The organism is Corynebacterium sp. Marseille-P8863, assembly GCF_946902955.1.
Classification (GTDB): domain Bacteria; phylum Actinomycetota; class Actinomycetes; order Mycobacteriales; family Mycobacteriaceae; genus Corynebacterium; species Corynebacterium gottingense.
Genome location: NZ_CAMPQC010000009.1, coordinates 28,468 through 51,990 on the forward strand (window position 1 = coordinate 28,468; position 23,523 = coordinate 51,990).

General features: G+C 69.1%; 24 protein-coding genes and 1 other RNA gene. 17 read left to right on the forward strand and 8 right to left on the reverse strand.

What is annotated here, in order from left to right; translation table 11 throughout:
* Positions 1-8: 8 nt before the first annotated feature.
* The 4 genes from OVO38_RS07985 to OVO38_RS08000 all read left to right on the forward strand — a co-directional run bounded on the left by OVO38_RS07985 (position 9) and on the right by OVO38_RS08000 (position 3,788).
* The gene (locus OVO38_RS07985) at positions 9-731 is read left to right on the forward strand and encodes a zinc ribbon domain-containing protein (RefSeq protein WP_095278215.1); all 723 of its coding nucleotides are present in this window, start codon (positions 9-11) and stop codon (positions 729-731) included.
* Between the two features lie 8 nt (positions 732-739).
* The gene (locus tag OVO38_RS07990) at positions 740-1,927 is read left to right on the forward strand and encodes a bifunctional RNase H/acid phosphatase (RefSeq protein ID WP_267208186.1); all 1,188 of its coding nucleotides are present in this window, start codon (positions 740-742) and stop codon (positions 1,925-1,927) included.
* Between the two features lie 21 nt (positions 1,928-1,948).
* Positions 1,949-2,351: RNase P RNA component class A (gene rnpB / locus OVO38_RS07995), an RNA gene on the forward strand.
* A 39-nt stretch (positions 2,352-2,390) separates the two neighbouring features.
* Positions 2,391-3,788, forward strand: coding sequence for an RNB domain-containing ribonuclease (locus OVO38_RS08000; RefSeq protein WP_267208187.1), 1,398 nt, complete (start codon positions 2,391-2,393; stop codon positions 3,786-3,788).
* Between the two features lie 9 nt (positions 3,789-3,797).
* On the opposite strand, the gene OVO38_RS08005 is transcribed toward OVO38_RS08000, so the two are convergent.
* On the reverse strand, positions 3,798-5,012 hold the full coding sequence (locus OVO38_RS08005) for a galactokinase (RefSeq protein WP_267208188.1): 1,215 nt from the start codon (positions 5,010-5,012) through the stop codon (positions 3,798-3,800).
* A 141-nt stretch (positions 5,013-5,153) separates the two neighbouring features.
* Between OVO38_RS08005 and OVO38_RS08010 the strand changes: the two genes are divergently transcribed.
* A complete protein-coding gene (locus OVO38_RS08010; protein WP_095278206.1) occupies positions 5,154-5,333 on the forward strand; it encodes a hypothetical protein in 180 nt (59 codons plus the stop codon).
* Between the two features lie 22 nt (positions 5,334-5,355).
* Here OVO38_RS08010 and OVO38_RS08015 read toward each other — a convergent pair whose 3' ends face one another.
* Positions 5,356-6,996 (reverse strand): CYTH and CHAD domain-containing protein, encoded by a 1,641-nt coding sequence (locus OVO38_RS08015; RefSeq protein WP_267208189.1) that lies wholly within the window; start codon positions 6,994-6,996, stop codon positions 5,356-5,358.
* Positions 6,997-7,052: 56 nt separating this feature from the next.
* Between OVO38_RS08015 and OVO38_RS08020 the strand changes: the two genes are divergently transcribed.
* The 3 genes from OVO38_RS08020 to OVO38_RS08030 are packed head-to-tail and all read left to right on the forward strand — an operon-like array spanning position 7,053 to position 11,740.
* Positions 7,053-8,387, forward strand: coding sequence for a glutamine synthetase family protein (locus OVO38_RS08020; RefSeq protein WP_095534934.1), 1,335 nt, complete (start codon positions 7,053-7,055; stop codon positions 8,385-8,387).
* A gap of 1 nt (position 8,388) precedes the next feature.
* A complete protein-coding gene (locus tag OVO38_RS08025) occupies positions 8,389-11,427 on the forward strand; it encodes a bifunctional [glutamine synthetase] adenylyltransferase/[glutamine synthetase]-adenylyl-L-tyrosine phosphorylase (protein WP_267208190.1) in 3,039 nt (1,012 codons plus the stop codon).
* Positions 11,428-11,461: 34 nt separating this feature from the next.
* Entirely contained in the window at positions 11,462-11,740 is a 279-nt protein-coding gene (locus OVO38_RS08030; RefSeq protein WP_095538071.1) for a hypothetical protein, read from the forward strand.
* 3 nt (positions 11,741-11,743) lie between these two features.
* Here OVO38_RS08030 and OVO38_RS08035 read toward each other — a convergent pair whose 3' ends face one another.
* Entirely contained in the window at positions 11,744-13,090 is a 1,347-nt protein-coding gene (locus tag OVO38_RS08035; RefSeq protein ID WP_095538072.1) for an MFS transporter, read from the reverse strand.
* 136 nt (positions 13,091-13,226) lie between these two features.
* Between OVO38_RS08035 and thrC the strand changes: the two genes are divergently transcribed.
* The 3 genes from thrC to OVO38_RS08050 are packed head-to-tail and all read left to right on the forward strand — an operon-like array spanning position 13,227 to position 15,877.
* The gene (gene thrC / locus OVO38_RS08040) at positions 13,227-14,669 is read left to right on the forward strand and encodes a threonine synthase (protein ID WP_095546971.1); all 1,443 of its coding nucleotides are present in this window, start codon (positions 13,227-13,229) and stop codon (positions 14,667-14,669) included.
* A gap of 25 nt (positions 14,670-14,694) precedes the next feature.
* Positions 14,695-14,832, forward strand: a complete 138-nt coding sequence (locus tag OVO38_RS08045) for a hypothetical protein (RefSeq protein WP_167457398.1) — start codon at positions 14,695-14,697, stop codon at positions 14,830-14,832.
* Between the two features lies 1 nt (position 14,833).
* Positions 14,834-15,877 carry a S1 family peptidase gene (locus tag OVO38_RS08050; RefSeq protein ID WP_267208191.1) on the forward strand — a complete coding sequence of 348 codons (1,044 nt, stop codon included), beginning with the start codon at positions 14,834-14,836 and terminating at the stop codon, positions 15,875-15,877.
* A 15-nt stretch (positions 15,878-15,892) separates the two neighbouring features.
* Here OVO38_RS08050 and OVO38_RS08055 read toward each other — a convergent pair whose 3' ends face one another.
* Entirely contained in the window at positions 15,893-16,630 is a 738-nt protein-coding gene (locus OVO38_RS08055; protein WP_267208192.1) for a hypothetical protein, read from the reverse strand.
* Positions 16,631-16,692: 62 nt separating this feature from the next.
* Between OVO38_RS08055 and OVO38_RS08060 the strand changes: the two genes are divergently transcribed.
* From OVO38_RS08060 to OVO38_RS08075, 4 genes are read left to right on the forward strand one after another with little or no spacing between them, the layout of a single operon-like run.
* Positions 16,693-17,217: an NUDIX hydrolase gene (locus OVO38_RS08060; protein WP_267208193.1), complete on the forward strand. Its 525-nt coding sequence runs from the start codon at positions 16,693-16,695 to the stop codon at positions 17,215-17,217.
* Entirely contained in the window at positions 17,214-17,798 is a 585-nt protein-coding gene (locus OVO38_RS08065) for a GH25 family lysozyme (RefSeq protein WP_144717481.1), read from the forward strand. Before OVO38_RS08060 ends, OVO38_RS08065 begins: the two co-directional genes overlap by 4 nt.
* Before the next feature lie 11 nt (positions 17,799-17,809).
* On the forward strand, positions 17,810-18,943 hold the full coding sequence (locus tag OVO38_RS08070) for an HNH endonuclease signature motif containing protein (RefSeq protein ID WP_267208194.1): 1,134 nt from the start codon (positions 17,810-17,812) through the stop codon (positions 18,941-18,943).
* 40 nt (positions 18,944-18,983) lie between these two features.
* Entirely contained in the window at positions 18,984-19,910 is a 927-nt protein-coding gene (locus OVO38_RS08075; protein WP_122085528.1) for a 2-dehydropantoate 2-reductase, read from the forward strand.
* On the opposite strand, the gene OVO38_RS08080 is transcribed toward OVO38_RS08075, so the two are convergent.
* Positions 19,907-20,836, reverse strand: a complete 930-nt coding sequence (locus tag OVO38_RS08080) for a TDT family transporter (protein ID WP_267208195.1) — start codon at positions 20,834-20,836, stop codon at positions 19,907-19,909. The genes OVO38_RS08075 and OVO38_RS08080 overlap by 4 nt on opposite strands.
* Positions 20,837-20,904: 68 nt before the next feature.
* On the opposite strand from OVO38_RS08080, the gene OVO38_RS08085 reads away from it, so the two are divergent.
* A complete protein-coding gene (locus tag OVO38_RS08085) occupies positions 20,905-21,759 on the forward strand; it encodes a CPBP family intramembrane glutamic endopeptidase (protein ID WP_267208196.1) in 855 nt (284 codons plus the stop codon).
* On the opposite strand, the gene OVO38_RS08090 is transcribed toward OVO38_RS08085, so the two are convergent.
* Positions 21,725-22,003, reverse strand: a complete 279-nt coding sequence (locus OVO38_RS08090) for a DUF4236 domain-containing protein (protein ID WP_267208197.1) — start codon at positions 22,001-22,003, stop codon at positions 21,725-21,727. The two genes, OVO38_RS08085 and OVO38_RS08090, sit on opposite strands and share 35 nt — an antisense overlap.
* Positions 22,004-22,157: 154 nt before the next feature.
* Here OVO38_RS08090 and OVO38_RS08095 point away from each other — a divergent pair, with 154 nt between their 5' ends.
* Positions 22,158-22,760, forward strand: coding sequence for an META domain-containing protein (locus OVO38_RS08095; RefSeq protein ID WP_267208198.1), 603 nt, complete (start codon positions 22,158-22,160; stop codon positions 22,758-22,760).
* On the opposite strand, the gene OVO38_RS08100 is transcribed toward OVO38_RS08095, so the two are convergent.
* Both OVO38_RS08100 and OVO38_RS08105 read right to left on the reverse strand, forming a co-directional pair.
* Entirely contained in the window at positions 22,761-23,234 is a 474-nt protein-coding gene (locus tag OVO38_RS08100; protein WP_267208199.1) for a hypothetical protein, read from the reverse strand.
* An 18-nt stretch (positions 23,235-23,252) separates the two neighbouring features.
* Complete coding sequence (locus OVO38_RS08105; RefSeq protein WP_095278171.1) at positions 23,253-23,513, reverse strand: helix-turn-helix transcriptional regulator; 261 nt, start codon at positions 23,511-23,513, stop codon at positions 23,253-23,255.
* Positions 23,514-23,523 lie beyond the last annotated feature (10 nt).

Consider the following 23,523-nt stretch of genomic DNA (forward strand, 5'->3'; position numbering starts at 1 on the left):
GAGTACCCGTGAAGCTTTCCGCAGAGGAGCAGCCGATCCTGCTCGAGTTGGCCAAGGCGGACCGCGTGGCCGCGCACCCGGACTCGGCGCGGCCGGAGGAGCAGGAGCTGGAGAGGCTGCTCAAGGAGCGCAAGGACCTGCAAGCGGCGTCCGCCGCCGCGCAGATGGCCGTGGACGACATGGAGCTGGAGATCCTGCGCATCCAGGAGGACGAGCGCAAGCTGAAGAAGCGCGAGATTGATGACAAGCGCCAGCTCGGCGCCGAGACCAACCCGGAGCGCCGCAAGGACCTGGAGCACGACCGCTACGCGGCGAAGTCGCGCATCGCGGACCTGCTCTCCGAGCTCAAGGAGGCGCACAACGAGATCGCCGCGCTGCGCAACAACCGCGACAACCACGGCGCGCGCCTGGACGAGGCGGACCGCAAGGTGGAGGCCGCCCGCCGCGCCGTTGAGGCGCTGCCGGACCGCGAGCAGGTGGACACCGCCGCGCTGCGCCACAAGCTCCCCGACGACGTCCTCGAAGTCTACGACGAGATGGGCGCCGCCGCGTTCAACGGCCGCACCTGCAACGCCTGCTTCATCCAGCTGCCCGCCTCCGAGCGCGCCGCGGTGATGGGCACGCCCGCCGACGAGGTTCCCACCTGCCCGAACTGCGGCGCCTTGCTCGTGCGCGTGCGCCTCACCCCGGACGAGGCTGCGGCCCGCACCGGCCTGACCATCGAGGAGTAGGGGAGCCGATGAAGGTCAGCGTCTTTACTGACGGCGGCTCGCGCGGCAATCCCGGCGTGGCCGGCTCCGGCGCAGTTGTCTACGGCGAGGGCGGGGAGACCCTCGCCGAGATCGTCTACGTGGTGGGCTCCAAGTCCTCCAACAACGTCGCCGAGTACCACGGCCTGCTGCGCGGCCTCGAGGCCGCCGCCGAGCTGGGAGCCACCGAGGTGGCGGTGTCCATGGACTCCAAGCTGGTTGTCGAGCAGATGAACGGCCGATGGAAGATCAAGCACCCTGACATGCAGAAGCTCGCCGTCAAGGCCCGCAAGCTCGCCGGCGGCTTCGACCGCGTCACCTACACCTGGGTGCCGCGCGCGAAGAACAAGAAGGCCGACGAGCTGTCCAACAAGGCGATGGACGCCGCGACGAAGGACGGCACGCCCCGCATCGTGGAGGAAGCAAGCCTGCACAGCGGGCCGCCCGCCCGCGCCACCGCCACCCCCAAGGCGCCGAAAACCCGCGCCGCTTCCGCCACCGCGGCCGCCGGCCACCCCGGCGCGCTGGTCTACGGCAACAGCGGCGCAACCCGCACGCGCTTCATCCTGCTGCGCCACGGGCAGACCGCGCACTCCGCGGAGCACCGCCTCTCCGGCACCTCCAACCCGGAGCTGACCGAGCTGGGCCGGGCGCAGGCGCGCCGGGCCGCCGAGGCGCTCACCGCGCTGGCGCAGGAGTCGCAGTTTGGGCCCATCGACGCGATCGTCGCCTCGCCGCAGGCGCGCGCCCAGCAGACCGCGGAAGCTGCGGCCGACGCGCTCGGGTTCGACGCGTTTGCAACCAACGACGGATTCCGGGAGATCAACTTCGGCGACTTCGAGGGGCTGACGAGGGACGAGGCCCGGGGGAAGTTTCCGCAGGAGTTTGGGGAATGGGAGGCGTCGGTAAGCAAGGCCCCGCCACGGGGCGAATCGCTCGCCGCGCTGCACCGACGGGTGACCCGCGCGCGGCTGAAGCTACAGGAGGAGCGCGCCGGGCAGACGATCCTGGTGGTCAGCCACATGATGCCGATCAAGAGCGTGATCCGGCAGGGGCTCGGCGCCGGGGCTGAGGTGTTCAAGCACACCTACCTGGACCTGGCCAGCGTGTCCGTGGTGGATTTCTACGACGATTTTGGGGTCGTACGCTGCGTCAACGATGTCGCGCACCACAGGTAAGGTACAATGACGGCTTGCGAATGAGTCGGCCGGGTGACCGCGGCCGCCCGAACCGCCGCGCATGCGGGCTGGCGGGTGGCCGAGGAAAGTCCGGACTCCACAGGGCACGGTGGTTGCTAACGGCAACCCGGAGTGATCCGCGGGAAAGTGCAACAGAAAGTAGACCGCCTCGCGCTTGTCGCGGGGTAAGGGTGAAAGGGTGCGGTAAGAGCGCACCGGCGCCGGTGGTGACATCGGCGGCCAGGTAAACCCCACCGGGAGCAAGGCAAGAACCGCTGCGCGTGCGCAGGGGTCGTCGGACGCGATGAGGCTGCCCGCCCATGTCCGAAGGTAGCTGCTTGAGGCGCCCAGCGATGGGTGGTCCAGATGGATGGTCACCGCCCCGTCCGGGGCACAGAATCCGGCTCATAGGCCGGCTCATTCGCACTGCGCGCTCCCGCAGACTCTGGCACGATGGCGGGGTATGAAACTGTATGCCGCGCCGCTGAACTTTCGCGCTATCGCGAGCGAATTTTCCGTCCCTACCGACTTCCCTCCGCAGGTGCTCGAGGAAGCGTCGCAGCTCACCGATCGGTTCGCCGGGCAGCGTATCGACGCCCGCTCGATCCCCCTCGTCACCATCGACCCAGTCGGCTCCCGCGACCTGGACCAGGCGGTGCACATTGCCGAGCGCGGCGAGGGAGGAGGCGGCGGCTACATCGTCACGTACGCGATCGCGGACGTCGCCGCCTTTGTGGAGCCGGGCGGGGCGGTGAAGGACGAGTCGCTGCAGCGCGGCCAGACCATCTACCTTCCCGACGAGCCGGCACGTCTGCACCCGCCGAGCCTGAGCGAGGGTTCCGCCTCGCTGCTGCCGGACGTGGACCGGCCGGCGGTGTTGTGGACGTTCGAGCTGGACCAGGACGGCGAGGTGGACAGCGCCCACGTCGAGCGCGCTCTGGTGCGCTCGGTGGCCCGGCTGGACTACGACGGGGTGCACGAGGACTTCGCGCGGGGGGAGCCGCACGCGTCGATACGCTTGCTCCCCGAGGTCGGCCAGCTGCGGCAGCGCAGCTCGCTGCGGCGCGAGGCGATCAACCTGCGGCTGCCTAGCGTGCGCGTGGTCGGCGAGGGCGGGACCTTCGAGCTGGTCATCGAGCCGCGCCACCCCGTCATGGACTACAACTCGGAGATCTCCCTGCTCACCGGCATGGTGGCGGGCAGGATGATGGTGGAGGCTGGCGTCGGGTTCCTGCGCACGCTCGGGCCCGCGACCGGTGAGGCGGAGGCCGAGTTCCGGCGCGAGGCGTCGAACCTGGGCTACGAGGTCGGTGGCAACATCGGCGAGTTCCTCGCCGGGATCGACGCGGACACCCCGCGCGGGATGGCCATGATGCGCGAGGCGCAGAAGCTGCTGCGCGGCGCGGGCTACGTGGACCTGTCGGAGAAGGAGCCGGAGGTACACGCGGGCATCGGCGGCTACTACAGTCACGTCACCGCGCCGCTGCGCCGGCTGGTCGACCGCTACGCCACCGAGGTCTGCCTGGCTATCTGCGCGGGCACGGAGGTGCCGGAGTGGGTCCGCGAGGACGCACCAAGGGTGATGAAGACGATGGGGCGGACGTCCCAGCTGGCCAACACCGTGGACAAGGCGTGCCTGAACCTTACCGAGGCGACCGTGCTCGAGCCGTGGGTCGGCCACAACTTCGAGGGCGTGACGCTCACGGTCAACGAGGAGGACCGCGCCCGCATCTTCATCGCGGACCCGCCGGTGCTCGCGCCGTCCGTCGGCGCGCCGGGGGAGGGCACGGAGACGAAGTTTTCGCTCGTGCTTGCCGACGCCACCGCGCGCGAAGTCTCCTTCGCCTGGCCCGCCGACTAGGCCTGCTGACTAGGACGCAGGGGCGTCCTCGAGGCGCGCGGTGGCGCCCGGCGTGATCTCGACGACGTCGAACTGCTCGGCCATGCGGCGGGCGAACTCGTCCGCGTCCCGGCGCGGCACGATCGCGAGCACCGCCCTGGAGGTGCCGGTGGCCGCGGGCCGTGCCGCGAGCGCGCCCCGCTCGCGGCACAGGGCCCCGAGCTCGGCGGGGATATTGAGTCCGCGCAGCTCGGTCGGCGAGTTCACCAGGGCGAACAGGTCGTTGGTGTGGCGAGACCGCAGCGCCCTGGCCACCGCCATGCTGCGCAGCGTCTCCGCCTCGCAGAAGTGGACCCACGCCCGTGCCGTCTCCGGCGCCGGCGCGGTTGCGTCGCCGACGGTGTGGCGCGCCTGGACCCACTCGACGACGCGCTCGATGGCGTCGGGCAGCTTGCGCAGCGAGTGGACGCCGAAGTTGGCGCACGCCGCGCTGATGAACGCGCGGTGCGTGGCGATACCCTCCACCTGGCCCGCGTCCGCCTCACCGAACGTCTCCGCGACGGAGAAGATGCGCACGCCCTCGCGGGTCGGGTGCGGGGCCTCGGTGAGCGAGCCGTCCGCGTAATCGATCACGGCGATGCCGTTGCCGGTGGCGCGCAGGGCCGCGGTGTGGCGGGAGCGCAGGCCGTTGAGCGACGAGTACGTCTCCACCGCGTGGGCGGCGATGTCGGCGAGGCGGGCGCGGAAGGGCGCGTCGTTGATGTCGCCGTGTCCGGCGGCGAGGGCGAGGCACATGGCCGAGTCCGCGGCCCACAGCGCCCCGAGCCCGGCTCCGAGCGGGATGTCGGAAACGACCGTCACGTCCAGGCCCGCCGTTTCTCGCGAGAGCACCTGTCGTTGGATCAGCTGGTGGACCAGGCCGGCCCACCGCTTGCCCAGGGGGTGGTCGGCGCCGTCGGGGTCGCCGAGCGGGGCGGTGGTCAGGACCGGCTCCGAGCCCGGCGCGGAGGCCGCGAAGCGGAGCTTATGGTCGTCGCGCGGGCTCACCGCCACCGAGGCGCGCAGCCCGCCGAGCCCGATGAGCGTGGCGCCGCCGAAGTGGTCCACGTTTTCCCCGGCGAGGATCCACGTCGCCGGGGCGGAGGCGACGTGTGCCGGCTGCGCGCCTACGCGCCGTTCGTGCTCCTTGCGAGCGCGTTCCACCAGGTCGGATGGTTGGGCGTCGGGGGCAGGCCACAAAGACATAAAGCGTTCTCCACTCTGCGCAAAGGGGGATATATACGAGGAAACTCCAGACTACCAACCGCCGTTGGCGGGTATGGTGGGCCAAAATGTCCACCGTTCGCGGCTCACCGCGAACCCCCGGAATACACGAAGGAGCCGACCATGGCAGACGAAAAGTTCTACTTCAACCCGTCCACCGGCGAGGTCACCCAGGGCAAGGTTGCGTCCTGGGACAACCGCATGGGCCCGTACGACACCCGCGAGGAGGCGGAGCGCGCCCTGGAGACCGCAGCGCAGCGCAACCAGGTCGCAGACGACCAGGACGAGGCCTGGGAGGACTAGGACGCGAGCCCCGCCCCCGGCTCTACACCTGCTTGAATGCCTTCTTGATGTCCTTGATCGCCTTCGGGTAGCCCTCGAGCGCCGCGCGCCCGATCTCCAGTTCCCGCTGGTAGAGGATGCCGTACGCGAAGGTGTCCTCGCCGCGGTCGCGCGCCGCCCGAGCGAGGCGCTCGATGTGCTCGCGCGCGGTCACCGCGTCCTGGAAATCGCCGAGGATGGTCTGCAGCCGCTTGCACGCCTTGGCCAGCGGCCCAGTCTTCAGGCCCGCGTCCTTGGCGGCTACCGCGGCGTAGCGCAGCTTCTTCGCCGTCTTGCGCACGTCGTGCACGTACGACTCGCGCTGCAGCAGCGGCAGGGAGGTGTCGCCGTAGTATTTTTCCACCTTTGCGTTGCGCTTCTTCAGCTTCTTGTACGCCGCCCGCAGGTGCGCGTAGAGCACCGCGTCGGCGGGCTCCTCGGGCTCTTGCTTGTCCGCGCCACCCTCATCCTCATCAACCTCACCGGGGAGGTGGGGCGTGAGGGCGTCGTGAAGCAGCGCGTCGACCTCGGCGAGCAGGGCGGTGAAGCGCTCCGAGTCGAACATGTCGACGATGTCGGCGTGGGCCTCCTCGTAGACGCCGCGCATGTCGCGGTTGATGTGCGCGGCGGTGATCACGTCGATCATGTCGGACTGGTCGCTGGCCAGCAGGTCGTGGAAGCGCTGCTCGACCACCTCGGCGTCGCGGGCCATGCCGAGGACCGCCGCGGCGTGCTTGAGCTCCGCCTCGAGGTGGGCGAGGTCGCCGGCGGTGATGACGCCGTCGAAGGTCTCCAGCAGGGAGCGCAGCTCGCGGGTGGCCACGCGCATCTGGTGGACCGAGTCGTACTCGTCGGCGCGCACGCGCGGCTCCCAGCTCAGGATGGCGTCGCGCTTGTCGCGCAGCGAGGCGTACACGGCGTCGGCGGCCGCGTCGCCGGTGCCCGCGGACGGCAGGGGCGCGTTGTTGAAGCTGTCGCCGAGCGCCGTGGCCAGCTTGGATGGCGAGTCCGCGCGGCGGGCGCCCGCGGCCAGCATGGCCTCGGTGGCGCGGCTGAGCAGGCGCTCGCCGGCGGGGGTGCCGGCGATGGCGTCGGTGAGCTCAAGCTCCCACTCGCGCCACTCGGAGGCCGTGCCGCCGGGCAAGTAGGACTCGGCGGAGACGTGGTCGTCGCAGAACTCCGCCACCGCGAGCGAGTCGGCCGGGTCCGGGTAGCGCACGCCGATCACGGTTTCCACGCGTCGGTTGTCCACGCGCGCGATCGGCTTCAGCGGCGGGTGGACGGGGCCGAGTACGTCGCGCACCGCGTCCAGCAGCGGCTCGGGGACGGTGTCGGCATCGCTGCCACCCCCGTTGCCACTACCGGTGCCGTCCGACAGCGGGTGCTGCAGCTCGCGGCGCCCGCCGCCCTCGCCAGGCAGCTTGACGTGCCAGCCGGCGTCCTTGCCGCCGGTGCGGCGGCGCAGGGTGATCTTGGAGCGCGTCAGGCGCAGGTCCGCGGTATCGAAGTAGATGGCGGAAAGTTCGTGGGTGGTGGTGGAGATGGGGGACAGTGTGGCGTCGATAAGCGAAAGCTTCGGTGGCTTAGTCTCGGCGTCGACGGCGAGCTTGACCTCGAGTTCCAGAAATTCCTGTGGTTTTGGCATACGTTCCTCTCCTCACTTCGGCTGGCATAGAGTCTAGCCCGGCTACAGTGGGCCGTATGAACACTCAACAGGAAGAGGTCCTGCGCAAGGTAGAGCAGCAGGACATCGCGTTTCTGCGGCTCTGGTTCACCGACATCTTCGGCTCGCTGAAGACGGTCATGATGTCTCCCGCGGAGCTGGAATCCGCGTTTGACGAGGGCGCGGGGTTTGATGGCTCCTCCATCGAGGGCTTCACCCGTATCTCCGAGTCCGACACGCTGCTGAAGCCGGACCCGTCGACGTACCAGGCGCTGCCGTTCGACGAGGACTCCGGGCTGCAGACCGCGCGCATGTTCTGCGACATCACCATGCCGGACGGCGATCCGCTCTACGCGGACCCGCGGCAGGTGCTGCGCCGTCAGATCCAGAACGCCCGCGACATGGGCTTTGAGTTCCTGGCCAGCCCCGAGATCGAGTTCTACGTGGTCAAGCCCTTCGAACCGGGCGAGCATCCGCGGCCGGCCGACAAGGGCGGCTACTTCGATCAGGCCAAGCGCAACGAGGCGCCGAAGCTGCGCCGGCAGGCGATCAGCGCCCTGGAGTACATGGGCATCGTCACCGAGTTTTCGCACCACGAGGCCAGCGCCGGCCAGCAGGAGATCGACCTGCGCCACACCGACGCGCTGACCATGGCGGACAACGTGGTGACGTTCCGCTACATCGTGAAGACGGTCGCCGAAGCCAACGGCGTGCACGCGACGTTTATGCCCAAGCCGTTCCGGGACATGGACGGCTCCGCCATGCACACGCACTTCTCCCTGTTCGAGGGCGACGAGAACGCCTTCCACGACCCGGACGATGAGATCAGCCTGTCGCGCACCGGCCGCCAGTTCATCGCCGGCATCATCGAGCACGCCAACGAGATTTCCGCGCTGACCAACCAGTACGTCAATTCCTACAAGCGCCTCCAGTTCGGCTCCGAGGCGCCCACCGCCGCGACCTGGGGCGTGTCTAACCGCTCCGCGATGGTCCGCGTGCCCACCTACCGGCTGCACAAGGCGGAGTCGCGCCGCGTGGAGGTCCGCTCGCTGGACTCCGCCGCGAACCCCTACCTGGCCTACGCGGCGGTCCTGGCCGCCGGCCTGCGCGGGATCGAGCAGGGCTACGAGCTGGACGAGCCCGCCCGCGACGACGTCTTCTCGCTCACCCGCCGCGAGCGCCGCGCGATGGGCTACCGCGACCTGCCCAACTCGCTCGACCAGGCGCTGCGCTACCTCGAGCAGTCCGAGTTCATGGCCGAGGTGCTCGGCGAGCAGGTCTTCGAGTACTTCCTGCGCGCCAAGTGGGACGAGTGGCACGACTACACCTGCCAGGTCACCCCGTGGGAGCTGGAGAGTGGGATGGACCTTTAATATGGCGCTTCCCACCCCAGCAAAACTCGGCCTCGTCTCGCCGCGCGCCGCGGAGGACATCGAGGAGCTTTCGCTTGTCGACGCCCCCTCGCTCTGGACCCTCGCCGGCACCGGTGACCCCGACCTGGCCCTGAACAACACGCACCGTTTCGCCGGGGCGCTGCAGGAGCACGCGCCGGGCGAGTGGGCCGAGGTGCGCGACCAGCTGGCGGCCGATCCGGCGTTTTGCACGCGCTTCTTCGCGCTGCTCGGCGGCTCGACGGCGCTGGCGGACCACTTGGTGGCCAACCCGGGGCAGTGGCGCGCGCTGGCGGGCGAGTTGCCCACCGCCGAGGAGATGCGTGAGGCGATGCTCGCCGCCGTGGACGCCGCGCCGATCGCGGAGGCGACGTACCGCGCCGGCGCGCGCTTCGACGATAAGCACGCCGCGAAGGAGGCGCTGCGCGACGCGTACCGCACGCTCATGATGCGGGTCGCCGCCGCGGACCTGGCGAGCACGTTCGCCCCGGTGAAAGGCCACGGCGGGACGGAACCGCTCGGCTACACCCGCACCACCGAGACGCTGACCGCGCTTGCCGACGCCGCGCTGACCGCCGCCCTCGCCGTCGCCGTCCGCCACGTCTACGGCGACGAGGAACCGGATACACGGCTCGCCGTCGTCGCCATGGGCAAGTGCGGCGCCCGCGAGCTGAACTACATCTCCGACGTGGACGTCATCTTCGTCGCCGACGACGCCACCGCCAAGGCGACCCGCACCGCCAGCGAGTTCATGCAGCTGGGCACCGCCTGCTTCTTCGAGGTGGACGGCAACCTGCGCCCCGAGGGAAAGGCCGGCGCGCTGGTGCGCACCCTGGACAGCCACGTGGCGTACTACAAGCGGTGGGCCGAGACGTGGGAGTTCCAGGCTCTGCTCAAGGCGCGGCCGCTGACGGGGTCGCTGGAGTTGGGGCAGTGCTACGTCGATACGCTTGCTCCGCTCGTGTGGGAGGCCTCCCAGCGCGAATCCTTCGTGGAGGACGTGCAGGCGATGCGGCGGCGCGTGCTGGCCAACGTGCCCGAGTCGCTGCGGCAGCGCGAGCTGAAGCTGGGGGAGGGGGGCCTGCGCGACGTGGAGTTCGCCGTGCAGCTGCTGCAGCTCGTGCACGGGCGCATCGACGCCGACCTGCGCAACCCCAACACGGTCGCGGCGCTCGAATCGCTTCGCGACGGCGGCTACGTCGGCCGCGAAGACACGAGCAAACTCATCCGCGCCTATGAGTTCCTCCGACTCCTGGAGCACCGCCTGCAGCTGCAGCGCTTCAAGCGGACCCACCAGCTGCCCGACGCGGACGACGAGAAGCGGCTGCGCTGGCTCGCCCGCGCCGCCGGGTTCCAGGCGACCGCGCGCCGCACCGCGGTCGAGGAGATGCAGCGGGCGCTGTCGCAGCTGCGCCAGGTGGTGTCCAACCTGCACGAGCGCCTCTTCTACCGCCCGCTGCTGGAGGCCGTCGTGGACCTGTCCATCGGCGAGGCGACCTTCTCCGCCGACGCGGTCAAGGCGCAGCTGGCCGCGCTGGGCTACCGCCACCCCGCGCGCGCCTACGACCACCTCAACGCGCTGGTCAAGGGCACCTCGCGCAAGGCGAAGCTGCAGGCGATCCTCCTGCCCACGCTCATGCACTGGCTCGCCGGCACCGCCGACCCGGGCGCAGGCCTGCTCAACTACCGCAAACTGTCGGACGCCGCGCTGGATCGCAGCTGGTTTCTGCGCATGCTTCGCGACGAAAGCGTCGTCGGCATGCGCCTCATGCACATCCTGGGCAACTCGCCGTACACCTCCGACCTCATCATCTCCGCCCCCGACGTGGTCAAGCTCCTCGGCGACGGCTCCAGCGGGCCGCGCCTGCTCGAACCCGCGCCGGACCAGGTGTACAAGGCGATCATCAACTCCGCCAACCGGCACCGCGGCAACCCCGACAAGGCCGTCGCGGTGGCGCGCTCCCTGCGCCGCGCGGAGCTGGCGCGCATCGCGTCTGCGGACCTGCTGGGCCTGATGGAGGTGCGCCAGGTGTGCACCGAGCTGACCATCGTGTGGGAGGCGGTGCTCCAGGCGGCGCTGGAATCTGAAATCTACGCCGACCTGCAGGACCAGGAGCTTACCGAGCAGCCGGCGCGCATCGCCTTCATCGGCATGGGCCGGCTCGGCGGCGCGGAGCTGGGCTACGGCTCCGACGCCGACGTCATGGTGGTTGCCGAGCCCGTGGGGGAGACCTCCGAGTCCGACGCCACCGCGTGGGCGGCTCGCATCGTGGACCAGATGCGCAAGCGCCTGGCCAAGCCGTCCGGTGACCCGCCGCTCGAGGTGGACCTGGGGCTGCGCCCCGAGGGCCGCTCCGGCGCCGTCGCGCGCACGATCGCCTCCTACGAGCGCTACTACCGCGAGTGGGGCGAGGTGTGGGAGAAGCAGGCGCTGCTGCGCGCCACCGGCGTGGCCGGCCACGCGCCGCTCGGCGAGCAGTTCCTGCACATGATTGACCAGTTCCGCTACCCCAAGGGCGGGGCGAGCAGAGCCGACATCCGCGAGATCCGCCGCATCAAAGCCCGCGTGGACAACGAGCGTCTCCCGCGCGGCGCCGACCGCGCTACCCACACCAAGCTGGGGCGCGGGGCGCTTGCCGACGTCGAGTGGACCGTCCAGCTCCTCACCATGATGCACGCCCACGAGCACCAAGGGCTCCACACCACGTCCACCTTGGACGCGCTGGACTTCCTCGCGGAGTTAGACGACCCGGAGGTGCTGGCCGCGTCGAAGGCGGAGATCCTCCGGACCGCCTGGCTCACGGCCACGCGCGCCCGCAGCGCGCTCGTGCTGGTCTCCGGCAAGCGCACCGACCAGCTGCCCGCGCCGGGGCCGCACCTGGCGCAGGTGGCGGGCTCCGCCGGCTACGACCCGGACGACCAGCAGCAGTTCTTGGAGGACTACCTGCGCATCACGCGCCGGGCTCACCAGGTGATTGAAGAGGTGTTCTGGGGGGAAAAGCCCACCCGCGAGTTTGATTAGCGCCGTCTCCCGCTCGCGCCCGTAGAGTGGGGGCATGGCTGTTCACTTTTCCATTGATCTGACCGATGCGACCTACGCCGACCTGGTGGCGCTGGTGGAGGGGGCGCGTGTGGCGGGCGTCGATAAGCGTGCCGCGCTGCACCTTGAAGATACGACGCTGTCGCTCGAGATCGAGCCCGATGCGCGGACCGAGCGCAGCGCCGCGCGCGAGCACGCACCGGCGACGGGCGGGCAGCTGCCGCAGCTTGGCGACGCCGCCATCCGCTCCGTCGTTGACATCCTGACCGGGCGCCAGGAGCCGCCCCGGCGGTAGGGGCTACGCCTGCTGCAGCTTCTGCCGCTCGGCGGGCGCCTCGTTGACGATCTTGACGCGCGGTGTCGCGGTAAGGCGCTGCGCCTTGCGGCGCGACACGAGCAGGCCGATGAGCAACACCGCGGCCGTGACGTAGAAGGCGATCCAGGCGAGCTGGAAGTCGTGCCACTGGTAGGTCTGCCCGTGCGAGGAGTGGTCGAGCAGCACGCCGACGGTCTGCGCGCCGATCATGGTCGCGACGAACCCGCCCATGTTGCCCAGGCCGGTGCCGGTGGCGACCATGTTGGTGGGCAGGTTTTCGCGCACGGCGTCGAAGCCGAAGTTCGAGGTGGGCACGCACAGGCCCATGATGATGGCCATGGTGAGGATGGCCGCGTAGCTGCGCGGCTCGCTGGGCAGGAAGAAGATGATCCACGCCAGCGGGGTGACGCCGCCGAGGATGAGGGCGCCGAGGTCGCGGCTCGAGCCCATGCGGGCGGAGACCGCGCCGACGAACGGCGCCGAGGCGATGTTGACCACCGTGAACAGGATGAGCACGGTGCCGGCCTGGCTTTCGGTAAGGCCCATGCCAAGCGTCATGAGCGGCAGGCCCCACAGGAGGCAGAAGCTGAACATCCAGAAGATGACCCAGCCGTGGATGAAGAAGGCCTCCCAGGCGATGGGGGAGCGCAGGACCACGCCGAGCACCTCCTTCATCGGGGTGCGGTCGTCCTGGCGCTGCTGCTTGATCTCGCGGCGCTGGCCGGGCGTCATCTCGGCCCACTCCGGGGTGTCGGCGACTGCGATCGCGGCGAGGAGCGCGACGAGCAGGCCGAGCGCGCCGAGGGAGACGAAGGAGACGGTCCAGCCCTTGGCGGTGAGCAGGGCGAGGAAGGGGACCGCGGAGAGGAACTGGCCGAGCTGGCCGAGCGCCGCGGTGAGCTGGGTGAACAGCGGGGTCTTCCGCGGCGGGAACCAGTAGGGCAGGATGCGCATGCCGGACAGGAACGCGGTGGCGTCGCCGGCGCCGATGAGGACGCGGGCGACAATGGCTACGCCGTACGACGTGGTCAGGCCGAGGACGATCTGCCCCACGGCCATGATGATGGCGCCGGCGACGAGCATGAAGCGGGGGCCGAGCCTGTCGATGAGCAGCCCGGTGGGGATCTGCGCGAAGGCGTAGACGCCGACCTGGACTGCGGTAAAGACTGCGATTCGTGATGCGTCGACGTTGAATCTGTCGATAGCTTCCACGCTTGCCACACCGAAGGAGGTGCGGCCGAGGATGGCTACGGCATACACAGCGACTGCGCCGAACCACACGATAAGGGCTTTGGTTGTCAGTTGTTCGCGTGGATGATTGTTTGCCATGGCAATGAATGGTAATACCCTAACGCCCGTTATGTTTAATTGGGAATACCTTTGAGGGAACTCGTGCACGTTGCGCAGCCCGATGCGCCGCAAAAATATCTACGAATTCCAACCCGGTCCCGTAAACTCGACGCCCGTGGATTACATTTCAACTCGCGATACGACCGCCTCACCGCACAAGTTCACCGACATCCTGCTCGGGGGATTGAGCGCCGACGGCGGTCTGTTCATGCCGGCCACGTATCCGCGCCTGGAGCCTTCGCTTCTCGACGCCTGGCGTGACCTCCTCGCCGCCGAGGGGTACGCAGCCCTCGCGGCCGAGGTTGTGAAGCTGTTCGTGGACGACATCCCGCCAGCGGTGATCGAGGAACTCACCGCCAAGGCCTACAGCACTCCCAAGTTCGCGCACCCGGACATCGTTCCGGTCACGGAGCTGGATGAAACGCTCTCCATCGCCCACCTGTCCGAGGGCCCCACCGCCGCGTTCAAGGACATGGCGATGCAGCTGCTCGGCGAGCTGTTCGAGTACGAGCTGACCCGCCGCGGCGAGGCGCTCGCCGTGTTGGGCGCGACCTCGGGCGACACCGGCTCGTCCGCCGAGTACGCGATGCGCGGACGCAACAACATCCGCGTCTTCATGCTCACCCCAGCCGGCCGCATGACCCCGTTCCAGCAGGCGCAGATGTTCGGGCTGGACGACCCGAACATCCACAACATCGCCCTCGACGGCGTCTTCGACGACTGCCAGGACGTGGTCAAGGAGGTCAACGCCGACGCCGCCTTCAAGGCCAAGTACTCCATCGGCGCGGTGAACTCCATCAACTGGGCGCGCCTGCTTGCGCAGACCGTCTACTACATCTCGACCTACCTGCGCGTGACCGAGTCGAACGACGAAAAACTCTCGTTCGCTGTACCGACCGGCAACTTTGGTGACGTGTGCGCGGGCTACGTCGTCAAGCGCATGGGCCTGCCCATCGACCGCCTCATCGTGGCCACGAACGAAAACGACGTGCTCGACGAGTTCTTCCGCACCGGCAACTACCGCCCGCGCTCCTCGGCGGAAACCCAGGCCACCTCGTCGCCGTCCATGGACATCTCGAAGGCATCCAACTTCGAGCGCATGCTTTTCGACGCCCTCCAGCGCGACGCCTCCGCCACCAAGCGCCTCTTCGGTACCAAAGTGAAGGAGGGCGGCTTCGACCTGGACGATCTGGGCGGCCAGGAGGTCCTGGACCGCATCCGGAACGACTTCGGCTTCGTCTCGGGCTCGTCCACCCACGCCGACCGACTCGCCACGATCAAGCAGACGTGGGAGGAGCACGGGGTAATGGTGGACCCGCACACCGCCGACGGCATCCACGTCGCACGCGGCCTTGCCGACGAGACCGACACCCGCATCGTGGTCCTGGAGACCGCGCTGCCGGTCAAGTTCGCCGACACGATCGTCGAGGCGACCGGCCGCGAGCCGCAGGTGCCGGAGCGCTTCGCCTCCATCTTGGCCGCCGACCGCCACGTCACGGACCTGCCCAACGACGCGGAGCGCGTCAAGCAGTTTATCGTCGATACCCTCGGGCAGTAAGCCCCAGCACGAAAAGGAGCACACCATGGCACAGGAACAGTTCGCCGGCCCCGACTACTTCACCGAGTTCGACCCGGAGAAGTTCATCCGCGACCTAAAGATCCAGGCATCCGCCGGCGCTGAGTCGGAAAACGACGCGGAGGAGCACTCGGACGCCGAGTAGCGTGACCCACCCAAACGATTCATCGACCGGCAACCACGCCAGGAAGTACCAGCCGACCTACGGCGAGCGCTGGACGTTCCCGGAGCCCGCGCCGCAACACCGCGCCGCACCCGCCCCGCGCAGCACCACGGCACGCACCGTGAGCTGGGTGGTCTGCATCGTCGCGGTCGCCCTGTTCGTCGCCTCCGTGGCGTGGCTCGGCTTGACCACCTCGCAGCTGCCCACCGGCTCCGTCGAGGAGCGTCAGGCGCGCGAGGCGGTGCAGACCCCGCTGGAGACGGAGGCCGCCGAGTCTGGCGGCCAGGCCAATCTGGTCCGCGTGCCAACGTTCGCGCTGTGGGCGCCCGGTACGCGCATCCAGACGACAGACCACCAGCCGCAGCCCGGCGAGAGCTTCACGGCGCAGTCGTGCACCGTCGCGTTCAGCTTCAGCGACGCGGCGGGCCAGCACTACGCCGTCACCGCGGGGCACTGCGGCCACGCCGGTGACCTCGTGTGGCCCACGAACGCCTCGCGCGCCTTCGACTACGCGCACGAGGTCGGCCAGTTCGTCTACTCGGGGTTGTTTGCTCACGACGCCAGCGCTTCCGACGGCATCGACGTTGGCATTATCAAGATCACCGACCCGGACCGCTACATGGACGTGATTGGTGACCCAATCCCCACCGGCATCGCCGACGAAGTCCCACCGGTGGGGCACGTCTGCAAAACCGGCGCCACGACCGGCTACACCTGCGGCGAGTTCGAGGACACGCAGCGGGTGCAGATCGTGAACGCGGGTGACGACGAAGACCGCGAAACCTTCGGCGACATCGCCGCAGTCTGCGCCGCCGCCGGCGACTCGGGCGGCCCGGTGTTCACCCACGTCAACGGCCGCGCCGTAATCATCGGTATCGTCTCCGGCACGGAGGCCGGCCGCAGCGGCGAGGACTGCTGGGAGGGGATGGAGAACCCCAAGCTCATGTCCTACTCAAACGTCGAGCAGATGATGACCGTGATCGACCAGGTCGTGCCGGACGCGCAGTGGGAGACGCAGCGCTGGTAGCGCTGCGCTGCGAAGCTACCAGGATTCGCCAGGCTCCGGCATGCCCCACTTCTCGCGCAGCGCCGCGCCGGTTGGCTCGTGCTTGTAGGTGTGCGGCCGCGAGGGATTCGCCTCCATGATGGTGAGCTCGTCCTCCGTGAACGCCTCGAAGGTCGCGCGGTCCAGGTACGGGCGTAGGCCGAACTCCTCCCATGCGGGCTGCAGCGCCTCCACCTGCTCGCGCGTCGCGTCGAGCCAGTACAGCTGCGCGAGTTGGCCGCCCCCCTGGCGCTCCAGGTTGTTGGTCACCGTGACCGAGTTGGCACCGTGCTCGTCGCCGAAGTGGAGGAGGTCGGCGATGGTCTGGGGCGGGAGCGTCGTGAAGCAAAAGCCCAGCAGCTCGAAGCGCATGTTGTCGGGTGTCTCGAGGGTGAGCGTGTCCAGGCAGTTCTGCTCGAGCAGGCGCGAGATGTGGCCGGCTGTCTCCGCACTGACCATGGCGGTGGGGGTGAGGTCACCGCGCAGCATCACACCGGTCTTCGTGGCGCCTACCTGCGCGTCGGCGATGACGTTGGGGCGGACGCTGGCGGCGACGTTGGGGGCGTCGGCAGGCGCGGGGTTCCAGGCGGTAACCGGCGGCGCCGGCGTCGTCTGCGTGGTGCGCGCGTTGGTCTGGTAGCTGGTCAGCGCCGCGATCATGACCACGAGCGCGATCAGTACCGCGCCGTAGACGGTGATAAATACGGCTTTGGGGAGGCGCTTCAGGGTGTGCATCGCAGCTCATCCTAGCCGACGTAGACTCGTGGGCACGCGAACGACGAACGAAAGGACACGCCGTGCCAATCCCGGAATTTATCGTGCAGATCCGCGAGAAGATCGGCCACGACCCGCTCTGGCTGCCGTCGGTCGCCGCGATCGTGCTGCGCGATTCCGCCGACCAGTCCGCCTGGGCGGTGCCGGACGTGCTGCTCGTGCGCCGCGCGGACAACGGCGAGTGGACCCCGGTGACCGGGATCGCGGAGCCGGGCGAGCAGCCGCACGACGCGGCGGTGCGCGAGGTGCGCGAGGAGACCGGCATCGAGGCCACGCCCGCCGCGATTCTTGGCGCGGGGTCCGTCGGCCCGATCACCCACGCGAACGGCGATCAGGCCAGCTACATGTCGGTGCAGCTGCGCCTCGAGCCGGCAGACCCCGCCGCGGAGCCGGTGGTGGGCGACGACGAGTCGACCGAGGTCGGCTGGTTCCCCATCTCGCGCATGCCCGTCACGGACCCGAAGTGGCGCCTGGCCATCGCGGACGCGGCTGCGCAGCGCCGCCACCCGGCGTCGTTCACTCCGCGGTTGGGGCTGTCGAAGCGGTGAGGCTCGGCGTCGACTGCTCCGAATACCAGGCCGGCCTCGACTTCGCCGGCTTCGACTTCGCGGTCCTGCGCACCACCGACGGCACCTACCAGGACCCGTGCTTCGAGCAATTGCTTCTCGACGCCCACTCGTCCCACTGCTCCCTGTCCACCTACCACTACCTGCGCAGCCCGTCGGAGGGCACGACCGTCGCCGAGCAGGTCGGCGCCGCCCTCGACGTGTTGGGTGGGAGGCGGTTGCCGATGTGGCTCGACGTGGAGTCACCCGCGGGGCTTTCGCTTGCCGACGTCCGCGCCGCCGCCACCGCCTTCCGCGCCGCTGACGTCCCCGTCGCCGGTATCTACACCACCGCCCGCTACTGGCGGCGGCACATGTGCCTTGCCAACCCGGCGGAGTTCGGCGCGCTGTGGTTGGCGCAGTGGGGCGACAACTCGGTGACCGACCCCGCGCGCCTCGGGCCGTGGCCGCGGCCGCTCGGGTTCCCGGCACCGCAGGTGTGGCAGTTCACGTCCCGCGGGCGCGTCGGTGGGATCGCGGTGGATCTGAACCTTGCGGTTGCGGGGTGCGTGGGGGTGGGCTAGGTTGTGGGCCTATGGGGGAGGAACAACTACGGGCCTTTTTGGCCTTCCGCGCTGGGGGTATTGCCGCGCTCCGGCTCGTCCACGAGGCCGGGCTCGACGCGCCCGCGCTTGTAGGGATGGGCGCGGCCGATGACTACGCGGATACGCTGGTGCGGCTCGCGCGGCGGTTCTTTCGGCCGACCAACCACTCGCGCTACCAGGCCGAAGCACGCTCCGCGGCGGAAGCCAACAGTCACTGCATTGAGACGCTGGAGCTGATCGAGCGCACCGCTCGCCGCATCAGCAACCCGACCAAGCGTTGGGAATACACCGCCGAACTGTGCGCCGCGCAGGGGGATACCGCCACCATCGCAAAGAAGGCCGCCCGGCTGCGCAAGGACTTCATCGCGCCGCGCGTGCCCGAGGACGGGGTGCGGATCCAGCGCGACATGAAAAACGACAAGTTCATCATCCGGCTCACCGGCCCTACCAACCGACTGCAGGACGTGGTCACCACCTTTGAGACGCCCGACGAGCGGGGCAAGCCCATCGATGCGATCGACTGGATTGTCAACAACCGGCGCATCGTCCAGGCGCCGGTGGCGGTGCACGCGATTGTCACCGACAAGGACATCGACCACGTGCTCGCCGGCACCGACGACAGGGACGACACCGAGCCGGTCGTGGTCACCAACACCGGGGTGCGCATGACCACCAGCCAGTTGCTCCAGCGCCGGATCCTGCCGGACGGCTACATCACGCTCGCCGCGGAGCACCTTGGCCCGATCAACACCCACCGCATGCGCCTTGCGTCCCGGGTGCAGCGGCTCGCGTTGGAGGTGGACTCGCCGACGTGCTGCTGGCCCGACTGCAACGCGCCGATTTCCAAGTGCCAGGCCCACCACCTCACCGAGTACGCGCACGGGGGAGAGACCACCCCGGCGAACATGTGCTGGCTGTGCCCGCACCACAATGCCGTCAACGGCGACCCGAAGCGCGGCCGCATGACCCGCATCAACGGGCGCATCGCGTGGGTCGGTCCGAAGTACGCCGCGCCGCGCTTCACCGGCCGGGCCTACGCCGATACCGGCGCCGTGATCGGCGGGCCGGCCCAGGGCGCGCCGGCCGGTGAGCCCACCTACGCGGGGCCGTCGCCGCCGGAGTAAAGGCGCACGCGGCGGCGTGCGCGCGGATAGACTGTGCACCATGAAGGTGGTGTGCATTGGTGCGGGCGCGATCGGCGGGTACTTCGGCGGCGTGCTCGCAGAGGCTGGTCACGAGGTGTCGTTTGTCGCGCGCGGGGAGACGCTCGCGGCGCTCAGGCAGCGCGGCGTGCTGCTCAGCCGCGGCGACGAGCCGGCGCGCGCCGTCCGGGTCCACGCGGCGGAGCACGCCGGGGAGGCCGCGGACCTGATGGGCGGGGCGGACATCGTGGTTGTCGCCACGAAGGCGCTGCCGGATAACCCGACGTTCGCGGACCTCGCGGACGCGCGGCAGCTCGGCGGCGTGCCCATCGTCACGACGCAGAACTCGGTCGAAATCCACGACACCGCCGCGCGCATTTTCGGCGCCGACCGGGTCCTCGCCGGGGTGGCCCGCTGCTACGCCACGCGTGTCGGGCCGGCAGAGATCGTGCTCAATCCCGGGCCTTTGGCGTTGAGCTTTGGGCCGGTGGCGGGGGCGTCGATAAGCGAAACTGCCCGGACGTTCCGCGCGGCGCTGGATGAGGCGGGGATCGGCGGCGAGCTGTACGCGCCGGGCGACGTGCTTACGGACGTGTGGTCAAAAGCCATGTTTGTCACCACGACGGGCGCGCTCGGCGCGGTGGCCGGCGTGCCGATGGGCGTGCTTCGCGACGCTTTGCGCCCCCAACTCCGCGCCCTGATGAAAGAAGTCGAGGCCGCAGCCCGCGGGCTTGGCGTGCGGCTGCCGGCGGACGCGGTCTCGCAAACCCTCGCGTTTGCGGACCAGCAGTACGCGGGCGCGACGAGCTCGATGCAGCGCGACATCGCGGACGGACTGCCCAGCGAGCTCGACGCGCAAGTCGGCGCGATCCGCCGGCAGGCCGCCGCCGCGGGCGTGCCCACCCCGCTGCTGGATTACACCTACGCGGTGCTCGCGGTGCGCGCCTAGCTCGTGCGCCCCTCCACCACCCAACTGACGAACCGGCTCGAGCACAGCGCCCAGTGCGCGACGAGCAGCACCGGGATGCTCAGTGCGATCGCGTCCAGCCACTGCGACCCGCTGACCATCGCCATCTGGTGTCCGCCCATGCTGACGGTGCCCGGCGGGAAGGTGCACGACCACCACGCCGGCGAGTACGGCACCCAGCGCGCGGCGTTGGGGTAGAAGGTGATCATGGCGTAGATCGCGAGCGGGATCGCGATGATCAGCGCGACCAGGCCGTAGTAGATGGAGACCGTGCCCGGGAAAAGGATCTGCATCGCGGTGGTGGATTGCCCGACCACGCCGAGTGGCACCCACGCGGTGGCGGACTTCGCGCCCTCGAAGTCGACGCGGCCGTGCCAGGCGGCCCAGTAGACGCGGGCGAACGTCGGCACCGCGGTAAGCAGCGACATGACAAACAGGGCGGTGCCCATCACGTGGTAGAGCGGGCCGTAGTCGTGCGCGAGCCAGCCGGAGACGGACGCGGAAATCATCGGCCCGACCAGCGGCAGGCCCCAGGTGAACCGGGGCTGGCCGTCGAATCGCGTGAGCTGGATCGCCCAGGTGATGACGGTGACTGGGCCGCCGATCCAGAAGCCGATGAGCCTGTACACGCCGTCGCCGGTGAGCCCGGACAGCGCGGCGCCGAGCGCGAGGATGCCGATAAAGTACATCGACCACTCGGCCATCGTGGTGCGCTCGAAGCTGGGCTGGCGGTAGCGCGCAAAGCCTACGGTGAGCACGACCAGGATCACGCACGCGATGGCGGCGAAGACGCCGGCGAGGAAGAGGAGGTCTTCCTCGACGAGCAGGCGCGCGACGATCGAGGTGCCCATGAGGCTGCCGCCCCACGCGGGGCCCGGGGGCGGGAGTTGGCGAAATTTGTCAGTCACGGGCTTATGGTAATTCCTATTGCTTCACGACGCCACGTTACCCCACCCCAGCGGCGTATCTTGAAGGTATGGGTTCCTATCATTTGCTCGGCCGCGACGGGGCGCCGCGCGTTGCCTGGTGGCGTCCGCTTCTCGAGCTCGTCGTCGTCCTCATACTCTTCTTCGGCATCTTCGCCGCGATGCTCGCGCTCTTCAGCGCGGCGGATCAGTTCTTCAACCCGTCGGTCAAAGCGATGGGCGAGTTCGAGTTCGTGGACACGCCCTGGCTCGCGCTCGCGGCGGGGTCAATAGAGGGCGCGACGATCCCTGCGGCGTTCATCGCCGCGTGGTTGCGGGGCCGGCGCCCGGCCGCGCTGTGGTCGGTGGAGCGCCGCTTCCGGTGGCGTATCTTCGGCATCGCGCTGGTGCCGGCGCTCGTCGCGTTCGGTGCGGAGCTAGGGTACACGCTGTGGCGGAGCGAACCCGCGGACGGTGCGTTCACCGCAGAGAACTTCGGTGCGTTGTGCATCCTCGTCGCGCTCATCCCACTGCAGGCGCTGTCGGAAGAGCTGGTGTTCCGCGGCTCGCTGGTGCAGGCAGTAGGGCAGTGGACCCGCTCGCCGTGGGTGGCCTACCTCGTCCCCGCGTTGATGTTCGTCTCCGTCCACGACTACGGCTGGCGAGGCCAGCTCAGCGTCGCGACGTTCGCGCTCTGCGGCGCGTTCCTCACGTGGGCAACGGGCGGGCTAGAGGCGTCGTTGGCAGTGCACGCCGTGGCGAACACGCTCGCGATCCTACCGGATCCCTTCCACGTGCCCGTTGCGGGCTTGGCTGAGGCGACGGTGGGGGATGCGGTGGCGTCGATAGGCGCGACCGTGCTCGCCACCGCCGCGATTTGGTGGCTGGTGGCTAGCGGTACTGCTGCGAAATCTTGTCGAAGCTAGCCTGCTCCTTACCAACCTGCTTGCGCTGCTGCTTCGCGCGCTTCCTCCTGCGCACCTGGTTCGGGGTGTCGCGCTCCTCGTAGCGCAAGCCCGGGATACCGGTGCGCATCGTGCGCGTGCGGCCGCCGTTGGAGTTGAACGTGTAGCGGAACGGCCCGGAGCCGACGGACGCGGAGAGGCCGGAGCCGGACATCGTGAACCGGAATGGCCCGAACTTTTTGGAGCGGCGGAAACGAAACGGCATGGGGGCTCCTTATCGACGTAGCGTAAAAGTCCCTCAAGCGTAGCAAAAACCACCCCACACTCGACCTTGGTGCGCGTTGGCAGGACCGTAACGCTTTCATGAGACGTGTTCGTTCCGCGGGACATCGCGCCGGGGCGCCGGTACGTTGGTCCGCATGGCTAACCAGATCGTACGGAAATTGACCACCAAGACGGCCGCCGCGGCGGCGATCGGCGTGCTGGCGCTTAGCGGCGCCGGTACGGCGGGGGCGCAGGACCTGTCGTCTGTGCCGAGCGTCGCAAGCCTGAACGTGACCGACTACGTCGATACCGACCGGCTCGGCCAGCTCAACGCCACCGTGCTTGGCGGCGCGAGCGGGAAGGCGGCGGAGCAGCGCGCGTCGCAGTCTTCCGTCGTGACCACCCTGCCCGCCGACGCGCAGCCGCTGCCCAAGTCGCAGGCGCAGCGCGCGGTGACCGGGCTGCTTCAGGCGAAGCAGAGCCAGGCGATGACCGTGGAGCTGCGCGCCGACGGCACGCTCACCTACAGCGACGGCTGCAACTCCGGCAACGGCCTGTACACCATCGACGACGCCGGCGCCCTGCACGTCAGCGGCCTTTCGGAGACCCGCGTCATGTGCGACTCCGCGACGATGAACAACGCCGCCGCACTGAAGTCGGTGCTGCAGTCCGCCCCGGCCGTGTACCAGGTTAACGGTGGCGTCGCGCTCGGGAGCCAGGCGAAGGCGATCGAGTTCACCAAGGCCGCCGCGCAGTAGCTACTCGCCGGCGATGAGCGCGTCGCGGTTGATCTTGCCCGCCAGCGAGCGCGCCACCACGAACGGGATCCAGAGCATCTGGCAGAAGAGCAGTTTGGCAAAGAACAGCGCCACGTCCAGGCTTGACGGTTCGAATCCGAAGCGCCTCGCGAGCGCCAGGAATCCTGCCAGGACAAACATGGCGGTTGAGGAGAAGATGGACCAGCTTAGTCCCTCGTCGCGAGCCTCGATGTGCCGCTGGGTCTCGTACTCGTCGAGCTCGGCGCGCGGCATGTCGGCCCCGCCGATGGACTTGCGAAGCAGCAAGATTCCGACCGCGGCGAGCGCACCCCCACCGAGCCACAGCGCAGTGGACACGGTGGGGTTGAAAAATTGGAGGACCGCAGCGAGCAGCACTATTGCGATTCCGACGTCGGTGGCCAGGGTGAGCCTCTTTCGCTTCACGACGATCGCGTGAACATCTTTCGGCACCATGGGGAGTCCTTTCGAGGTTTAGGGTGTGCGGTAGATCTCGGTTGACATTGGCGTGAACTCGGTACGGGAGAACACGGCTTCCACCGGCAGCCCGAAGACGTCGCAGATTTTGAAGGCGAGGTCGAGGCTGGGGTAGTGGTCGCCGCGTTCGAGCGCTCCGATGGTTTGTGGATTGACTTCAACCGCTTCCGCGAGTTGCCCGCGCGACATGTCCCGTTCGGTGCGCAGCACGCGGATACGGTTAAAGATCGGATCCACAGGTCTTTTCTTTGGGGACATGACTCAGAGG